Source organism: Gordonia sp. (in: high G+C Gram-positive bacteria) (assembly GCF_049299075.1).
GTDB lineage: Bacteria > Actinomycetota > Actinomycetes > Mycobacteriales > Mycobacteriaceae > Gordonia.
Genome location: NZ_JBAQWU010000203.1, coordinates 1 through 7,814, shown reverse-complemented (window position 1 = coordinate 7,814; position 7,814 = coordinate 1). Strand labels below are relative to the sequence as shown.

Genomic DNA, 7,814 nt, shown 5'->3' with positions numbered 1-7,814 from the left:
AGAGAGGGTCGCGACATACGGGGCCGGTGGAACTGCGGCGGCGCTAGCGAAGTAAGGGGGTCAGAGGTCGAGGCCGTTGACGACCTCGTAGATGCCTTCGGCGTAGGCCTGGCGGACGCGCTTCTTGTCGAACTTGCCGACCGAGGTCTTGGGGACCTCTTCGCCGAACGACCAACGCTCGGGGACCTGCCAGCGCGGGATACGCTCTTCGAGCCAGGCGCGGATGGTCGGAACGTCGAGCGTGGACCCTTCGGTGGTCACGGCGAGAACGAACGGTCGCTCGTCCCACTTCGCATCCGGTACGCCGATCACCGTGCACTCCAGAATCTCCGGGTGCGCGGCAATGGTGTTCTCCAGGTCCACCGAGGAGATCCATTCGCCGCCGGTCTTGATGATGTCCTTGGTGCGGTCGACGATCGTCATGTACCCGTCCGGGCTGATGGTGGCGACGTCGCCGGTGCGCAGCCAGCCCTCATGGAATTTGTCCGGGGCCGACACATTGCCCTCCGGCGAGTAGTACGCCCCGGTGATCCATGGACCGGACACCTCCAGCTCGCCGCTGGACTCGCCGTCGTTCGGCACGATGTTGCCGTCGGCGTCGACGAGGCGCGCGTTGACCGGCGCGGGGAAGCGGCCCTGGGTGACGCGGTAGGCGAAGGCCGCCTCGGGGTCGTCGACGCCGAACGGGGGGAGGGCCACCGAGCCCAGCGGCGAGGTTTCGGTCATCCCCCAGGCGTGGACGATCGGGGCGCCGTACTCGTCGAATTTGCGGATCATCGACGGTGGGACGGCCGAGCCGCCGACCACCACCGTGCGCAGGTGCGAGATGTCCTGCGGTGCGGCATCGAGCAGCGCCGAGACGCCGGACCAGATGGTGGGAACGGCGGCGGTCATCGTTGGCTTGGCGTCGGCCATGATCGCCAGCAGTGGCTCGGGCTGCAGAAAGCGGTCCGGGTGGATCAGACTGGCGCCGGACATCATCGCCGCGTACGGCATACCCCAGCTCATCGCGTGGAACATCGGCACGATCACCAGTGCGCGATCATTGTTGCCCAGGTTCATTCCGTTGCTGGCGAGCACTTGGAACGAGTGCAGGTAGATCGAGCGGTGCGAGTACACGACGCCCTTCGGGTCGCCGGTGGTGCCGGAGGTGTAACACATCGCGGCAGCCGCTCGCTCGTCCAGTTCCGGCCACGCATAGGTGGTCGGCTGGCCAGCCAGCAGCTCGTCCCACGAGTGCACGGTGACGCCCTCGGGGGCTTCGAAGGCTTCTTTCGGGCCGTTCACCACCACGACGTCGCGCACCGTCTTCGCATGGGGGACGTACGCCGCCAGCATCGGGGCGACGCTGGCATCGACGAAGACCACCTTGTCTTCGGCGTGATTCATGATGTAGATCGCCTGCTCGGCGGACAGCCGCAGGTTCAGGGTGTGCAGTACGGCACCCATCGACGGGATGCCGACGTAGAGCACCTGGTGCTCGTTGTTGTTCCACATGAAGGTGGCCACGCGATCGCCGATCCCGATGCCGAGTCCGGCGAGAGCGTTGGCCACCTGGGCAGCCTGGTCGCCGATCTCCGCGAATGATGCGCTGCGTAACTCCGATCCGGTCCACGTGCTGATCGTCGCCTCCGGATAGAACTTCCGGCTGTGCTCGAGCAGGCTGGTGATGGTCAGCGCACCGTCTTGCATCGTGGACTGGATCATGGTGGGAAACTCCTGGGATTCGCGGGTCACAGTGACGGGCCCCACGCTATCGGTTCGGGCGCCTCCCGGGGGTCGGTTCGCGACCTCAGGTGTAGTCGTAGAAGCCGTGGCCGGCCGCCAGACCGGTGCGGCCCTTGTCGATGTAGTTCTCCTTGAGCCAGGCGGCGAGCTTCTGCTGGTCAGCGTCGCCGGACTGCATAATGTTGTACGGCGTGTCCAGGCCGATGATGTCGTAGATCTGGAACGGGCCAAGCGGGGCGCCGGTCGCGATACGCCAGACGTCGTCGATGGCCTTGGGGTCGGCGTAGTCGCCGGCGGCGAGCTCGGCCGCGGCACCCAGGAGCGGCACCAGAAGCGAGTTCAGCACATAGCCGGACTTCTCCTTATGCATCGGAATCGGGACCATGCCGATCTGCTTGGCGAACTCGACGACGTCGTCGAACACGGCCTTGTCGGTTTCCGGGGTGCCCATGATCTCGGCGGTGTTGGCGCTCCACACGCGGTTGGCGAAGTGCATCGCGAGGAAGCGATCGGGACGTCCGGTGAACGGTGCGATGTCGCTGGGCAGCAGGGTCGAGGAATTGGTGCAGAAGATCGCGTCGGCGGGCGCCACCTTATTGAGCTCCCCGAAGACGCTTTCCTTGATCTTCAGTACCTCGGGCACGGCCTCGACGGCGATGTCGATGCCGTCGGCGGCCTCGGCGAGATCGGAGTGATAGGTCAGCCGGGCGAGTGCGGCGTCGACGGTCTCCTGCGTCGCTCCGGTGACCTCGGACAGGTAGGTCTTCGCGAGGTTCGGGAACGTGGTGTCACGGGCTTTGCCGACCACCTCGTCGTTGATGTCGTAGACGGCGACGTCGAAGCCGGAGTACGCGGTCTGGAAGGCGATCTGCGAGCCGAGGACGCCGGTGCCGAGCACGAGGACTTTCTTGATATCTGCCATGGCATCGACGATAGTCCCGCGCGGCGCTAGGCGATTCGGATCCCTTTGGAGGGAACGCGGAGCGTTGCTCGCAGTAGCCGCTCAGCGGCCGAGCGCGTCGCCGACGAAATCGAGGGCACGGCCGTGCCAGAGGCCGACGTGGTCGAGCATGGCGTGGCCGCCGTCGGGCACCGAAATGAAATCCGCGTCCAGACCGCGGGCGCGCAGTTCCTCGATGCCTTTCTCGGTGCGGCGCGGGCGGGTCAAGGTGTCGTTCTCGCCGTGAATCGCCAGCACCCGGGCGCCGTCGTGGATCTGCCGCCAGTCGGCGAACTGCCACCACGGGGCCAGCGCCAGGATGTCGGACACTTGCTCGTCGGCGCCGAGCTGGGCGACGATGCGGCCGCCCATCGAGTGGCCGACGAGGGCAATCGGAGTGTCCAGGTAGCGCTGTTTGAGTTGGTCCAGCGCGGAGCGCGCATAGGGCATGGGACTGGCCTGGCCGCCGTTCCAGCCATAGACGCGGTAGGTGGCCTGGTGGACGCGGACGGCGGTGCCGAAGCGAGCCTGAATGGACAGACTGAACGGGTACATCCGCATCGCCGACGGCTGGGTTCGGGAGAACGGCTTGTAGCTGAAGTCAGTGCCGCCGGGCAGCACCAGGACGGCGAGCTTGGGGGAGCGCATAGTCGCCAGCCTAAGTCATCGGCCCCGGGCGTCCTTGACCACTAAGTCCTCAGCGCCGCCCGCGGACCGGTGGCAGAATCACGGGCATGGCACACCCGCGGGCCGGCACACCGGCGCTCCCCGAGGATCTGATCGACGTCCCGGCCGTGCGCCGCGCGTATTACGACCTCGCGCCGGATCCGGCCGACCCCGACCAGCGCGTCGTGTTCGGTACGTCGGGGCACCGCGGTAGCAGCGTCAACCGGGCCTTCAACGAGAACCATGTGCTCGCGATGACGCAGGCGATCGTCGACTACCGAAACGGGGCGGGGATCACCGGACCGGTGTTCATCGGTTTCGACACGCATCTGCTGTCGATCCCGGCGTGGCGGACCGCGCTGGAAGTACTGGTGGCCAACGGCGTTGCGGTGATGACGGCGGCCGACGACCAGTTCACGCCGACACCCGCGGTGAGCCGGGCCATCTTGAAGTACAACGCAGAGCATGCGGGGGTGGCGTCCGACGGGATCGTCGTGACGCCATCGCACAATCCGCCGGCCGACGGCGGCTACAAATACAACCCGCCCAGCGGCGGACCGGCCGACGGCTCGATCACCTCGGTGATCGCCGCGCGCGCCAACGAGTATCTGGCGGCCGGGCTCGACGGTGTGCGGCGCGTCCCATTTGACCAGGCGCGGGTGAGCGCGCTGGTCACCGACTACTCGTTCGTCGACGAGTACGTGGCCGCGCTGGAGCAGGTCGTCGACATGGCTGCCATCAAGAACGCCGGTTTCACCATCGGTGCCGACCCGCTCGGCGGTGCCTCCGTCGCCTACTGGGGTGCGATCAAGGAGCACTACGGGCTCGACGGTCTGACCGTCGTCAATCCGGACGTCGATCCGGCGTTCGGCTTTATGACCCTAGACACCGACGGCAAGATCCGGATGGACTGCAGTTCGCCGAAGGCGATGGCCTCGCTAATCGCGGCACGGGACCGGTTTGCGATCGCCACCGGCAACGATGCGGACGCCGACCGGCACGGCATCGTCACCGCCGACGCCGGGCTGATGAATCCGAACCACTATCTGGCCGTGGCCATCGACTACTTGTTCACGCATCGGGGCGGCTGGCTGGCGTCTACGGCGGTGGGCAAGACGGTGGTCTCGTCATCGCTGATCGATCGGGTGGTCGCCGGGCTCGGCCGCGACCTGATCGAGGTGCCGGTCGGCTTCAAGTTCTTCGTCGACGGGCTGCTCCACGGCAGTCTCGGATTCGGTGGCGAGGAGAGCGCAGGGGCGTCGTTCCTGACTTTCGACGGACAGCCGTGGTCGACCGACAAGGACGGCATTCTGCTGGACCTGCTAGCAAGCGAGATCCTCGCGGTGACCGGCAAGACGCCGTCGCAGCGGTACGCCGAACTCGCCGAGACGTACGGGACCAGTGCGTACGCGCGGAATGACGCGCCCGCAAACCGGGAGCAGAAGGCCGCGCTGGCCGCGCTCTCTGCTGATCAGGTGCAGGCGACGGAGTTGGCGGGTGAGCCGATCACCGCGATCCTCACCGCGGCGCCCGGCAACGGGGCGGCGATCGGCGGGCTGAAGGTGACTACGGAGAACGCGTGGTTCGCGGCGAGACCGTCGGGCACCGAGGACGTGTACAAGATCTACGCCGAGAGTTTCCTCGGGCCCGAGCACCTGGCGCGCGTGCTGGCTGCCGCTCAGGAACTCGTCGACTCGGTGCTCGCTGACTAGAGTCACGGGTGTGAGTAAGAAGCCGTCTGCGCCGCGCGAGAATCCCGGGTACCAGCCGAAAGCCACGTCGAGTCGATCAGCTTATGCGTTGATCGCGGCCGCCGTGGTGGTGGTGGCCCTGGTGATCGGCGGTTTCGTCTGGAACGCGACCAGGAGCTATCCGCCGGTCGACGATGCGGTGCTCGCGCAGAATGCGGCCATCATCGTCGGCGGCACGCCGACGCCGGCGAACCCGATCGCGACCGTCGACATCTTCGAGGATGCGGCGTGCCCGCATTGCCGCGAGATGGAGGCGCAGTCGGGGCATGCGCTCGCCGCCGCCGCGCAAGCCGGGCAACTCCGGATTCGTTATCACCTGCTGACGTTCATGGACTCCAGCTCGCCGTCGGGCAGCTACTCCTCGCGGGCGGCGGGCGCGATCTTGTGTGTCGCCCGCAACGGCGACGATCTCCAGGTGTTCACCCGATTGCACAGTGATCTGTTCGCGCAGGCGCCCACGAGCGATTCGCCGAGCGATCTGACCAACGCGCAGATGGCGGAGCTGGCCGGACGCTCCGGTGCCGGCGATGCGACGCGGCAGTGCATTGTCGATGGCACGCTGGTCGGCGAGGCCGTCGAGAGGGGTAAGACCTCCTCGGTGCAGCTGGCGAACTCCAACGACGGCAACGTCGCCACCCCGACAGTGCTGGTGGCCGGCGAACAAGTGTCCGGCATTCTCGACGGCGACGCCTGGGTGGCCCAGGTCATCGCCGAGGGCGCACCGGCCAGGTAGTGGGCCCCGGTCGCGTCCCGATCTGCTCAATCAGGACGTGAGGGCGGGTTCGGCACCGGCGGTCGACGGCGACGTGCCGAAGGCATCGGGATTGCCGGTCACGTCGTTGTCTGAGTGCGGCACCGGCGCAATCGCGGACGGCCCGGGCTGGGCAGGCACTGCCCACGAAGGCGCCGATCGCGATGGCTGCGAAGGTGCCATCTGCGTGGGCTGCTCCGATAGCGCTGGTGCAGGTGCCTGCCGGAGGGAGCCGGAGGTCGCGAGGTCGCCGAGTGTGGCTCCCTGCGGCTCGCCGGTGCCGGGCGCGCTGGCGGCAGAGCGTGCGTCGGAGGTGATGCCCTGCAGCTGTGCCGGGGACTTCGGCTTGCCGAAGACGGCTTCGGTCAGCGTCTTCTTTCCGGCGAGGACATCGATGGTGCGGTCGGCCACGGTGATCGCCAGATCGAGCGGCTCGAGCACCAGCGGCGCCAGCACGGCGAGACCGTAGCCGTACACCGAGAGCCCGAAGGCCACTCCGGACACGATGGTGTGGATGACCTTCTCGATGGTCCTCATCGTCGGCCCGTAGGTGTCGCTGTCTGCTGTTGGCAACGGACCTGCCAGGAGTGCGAGGAGCTGGTCGATGGGCATCATGGCGTGGCCGGGCGCGGTGCCGCCGTGGTTGGTGATCAGTGGCGCATCCGACTCGTTCGCGAAGGTCGCGCCGTGGACTTGGCAGGGAACGAAGATGTCCGCCGCATTGCAGCGTTTGATGATGTCGCCATCGAAACCCGCGAGGGTGCTCGGGTTCAGGCTGGACAGCAGGAGTGCGACGTTCGGGTCGAGCTGTGCGCTCAGTCGGAACACCGAGGCCAGCGGCAGCGGGAAGAAGACACCGCTCAACGTCATGATGGTCTGGGTGAGGCCGCCGATCGGCAGTACGTCGGAGGCGGCACGCAGCAGCTTGATCCCGACGATCACCGACGGCCGCAATGTCGGGTAGAGGCTGGCCACTTGCTCGTCGGTCAGGCTTGACACGAGGCCGACCGCCGCCAGCCAGCCCAGCCCGTTCTGCACACCCGGGTCGCGGAGGAACGCGGGCAGGTCGGTGGGGCCGGAGTCGATGACCACATTGATATTCGCTGCATGCTGGTAGCCCGTCACCCGGGCGCAGTCGATGCCGCCGCCGCTGAAGCCGTAGCACCATGTGGGTTCGGTGGTGTTGCCGGTCTCCTGCCGGTATGCCTCGATTCCGTTCACGATGCGCACGCCGTTCATGGTGCCTGCGTATTGGGGATGCTCCTCGCCGTACGCATCGATCACTAGGACGGTGTACCCGGCGTCGAGCAGGGCGTTGATGTAGGCGACGTCGCCCGCTCCCAGGCCGCCCTTGTTGATCTTCCGCGACGGCGCATCCCACGGGCTCAGCGAGTCGGTGGGCGGCGCATACGCGACCACGGTGCCGTTCGGAGCTGTGGGCGTGAAGACGTTCATGGTGCCCATTTCGGGTTGACCGCCGAGTAGCACGCCCGTCCCGTACTTCCACTCCTGGCGGGAGGCTGCATGAATATCCTGCTTCACCGCTTTGTCCGCCCGAGACCAGACTCTGGCGTCAAGGTCCGGGCTTTCCGCGAGCGTCACGCTCGACGACGGTGGATCGAGCAGAAATGACGCGTTCGCGGTACCGGTCCCCCAGAGCGCGAGGCACAGCGCGAGGACGGCGGCAATGAGAAGGCGTAGACGTGCGGCAGGCATTGGAGCCCTTCCCCGAGAAAGACACTGCCGACGACTATGGCGTAGATCACATTGCATTGTCAACGTATCCGGTGCAGCATCCGGGCCGAGTATGCCTGACGAGTAGGCACTTCGTATGTTCGTGCAGTGGCGGCCCGGCCAGCGGATTTGGCGAGGATTCGCGCGGTGGGGTAGTTTAACTAACGCACCTGATGAGGGTGCAGAACTGAATACGGGGCTATGGCGCAGCTGGTAGCGCACCACACTGGCAGTGTGGGGGTCA

General features: G+C 66.8%; 6 protein-coding genes. 2 read left to right on the top strand and 4 right to left on the bottom strand.

The genetic code is table 11. The annotated features are described in order from the left end of the window. Positions 1-60: 60 nt before the first annotated feature. The 3 genes from WAW85_RS06490 to WAW85_RS06480 form a co-directional block, all read right to left on the bottom strand. On the bottom strand, positions 61-1,707 hold the full coding sequence (locus tag WAW85_RS06490) for a long-chain fatty acid--CoA ligase (RefSeq protein WP_422558814.1): 1,647 nt from the start codon (positions 1,705-1,707) through the stop codon (positions 61-63). An 85-nt stretch (positions 1,708-1,792) separates the two neighbouring features. Further along, on the bottom strand, positions 1,793-2,650 hold the full coding sequence (locus WAW85_RS06485; protein WP_422558813.1) for a 3-hydroxyacyl-CoA dehydrogenase: 858 nt from the start codon (positions 2,648-2,650) through the stop codon (positions 1,793-1,795). 81 nt (positions 2,651-2,731) lie between these two features. Continuing rightward, positions 2,732-3,316: an alpha/beta fold hydrolase gene (locus tag WAW85_RS06480; protein WP_422558812.1), complete on the bottom strand. Its 585-nt coding sequence runs from the start codon at positions 3,314-3,316 to the stop codon at positions 2,732-2,734. 86 nt (positions 3,317-3,402) lie between these two features. On the opposite strand from WAW85_RS06480, the gene pgm reads away from it, so the two are divergent. Beyond that, entirely contained in the window at positions 3,403-5,046 is a 1,644-nt protein-coding gene (gene pgm / locus WAW85_RS06475; protein ID WP_422558811.1) for a phosphoglucomutase (alpha-D-glucose-1,6-bisphosphate-dependent), read from the top strand. Between the two features lie 10 nt (positions 5,047-5,056). Beyond that, positions 5,057-5,818: a DsbA family protein gene (locus WAW85_RS06470; protein ID WP_422558810.1), complete on the top strand. Its 762-nt coding sequence runs from the start codon at positions 5,057-5,059 to the stop codon at positions 5,816-5,818. A 30-nt stretch (positions 5,819-5,848) separates the two neighbouring features. On the opposite strand, the gene WAW85_RS06465 is transcribed toward WAW85_RS06470, so the two are convergent. Beyond that, entirely contained in the window at positions 5,849-7,552 is a 1,704-nt protein-coding gene (locus tag WAW85_RS06465) for a hypothetical protein (protein ID WP_422558809.1), read from the bottom strand. Positions 7,553-7,814 lie beyond the last annotated feature (262 nt).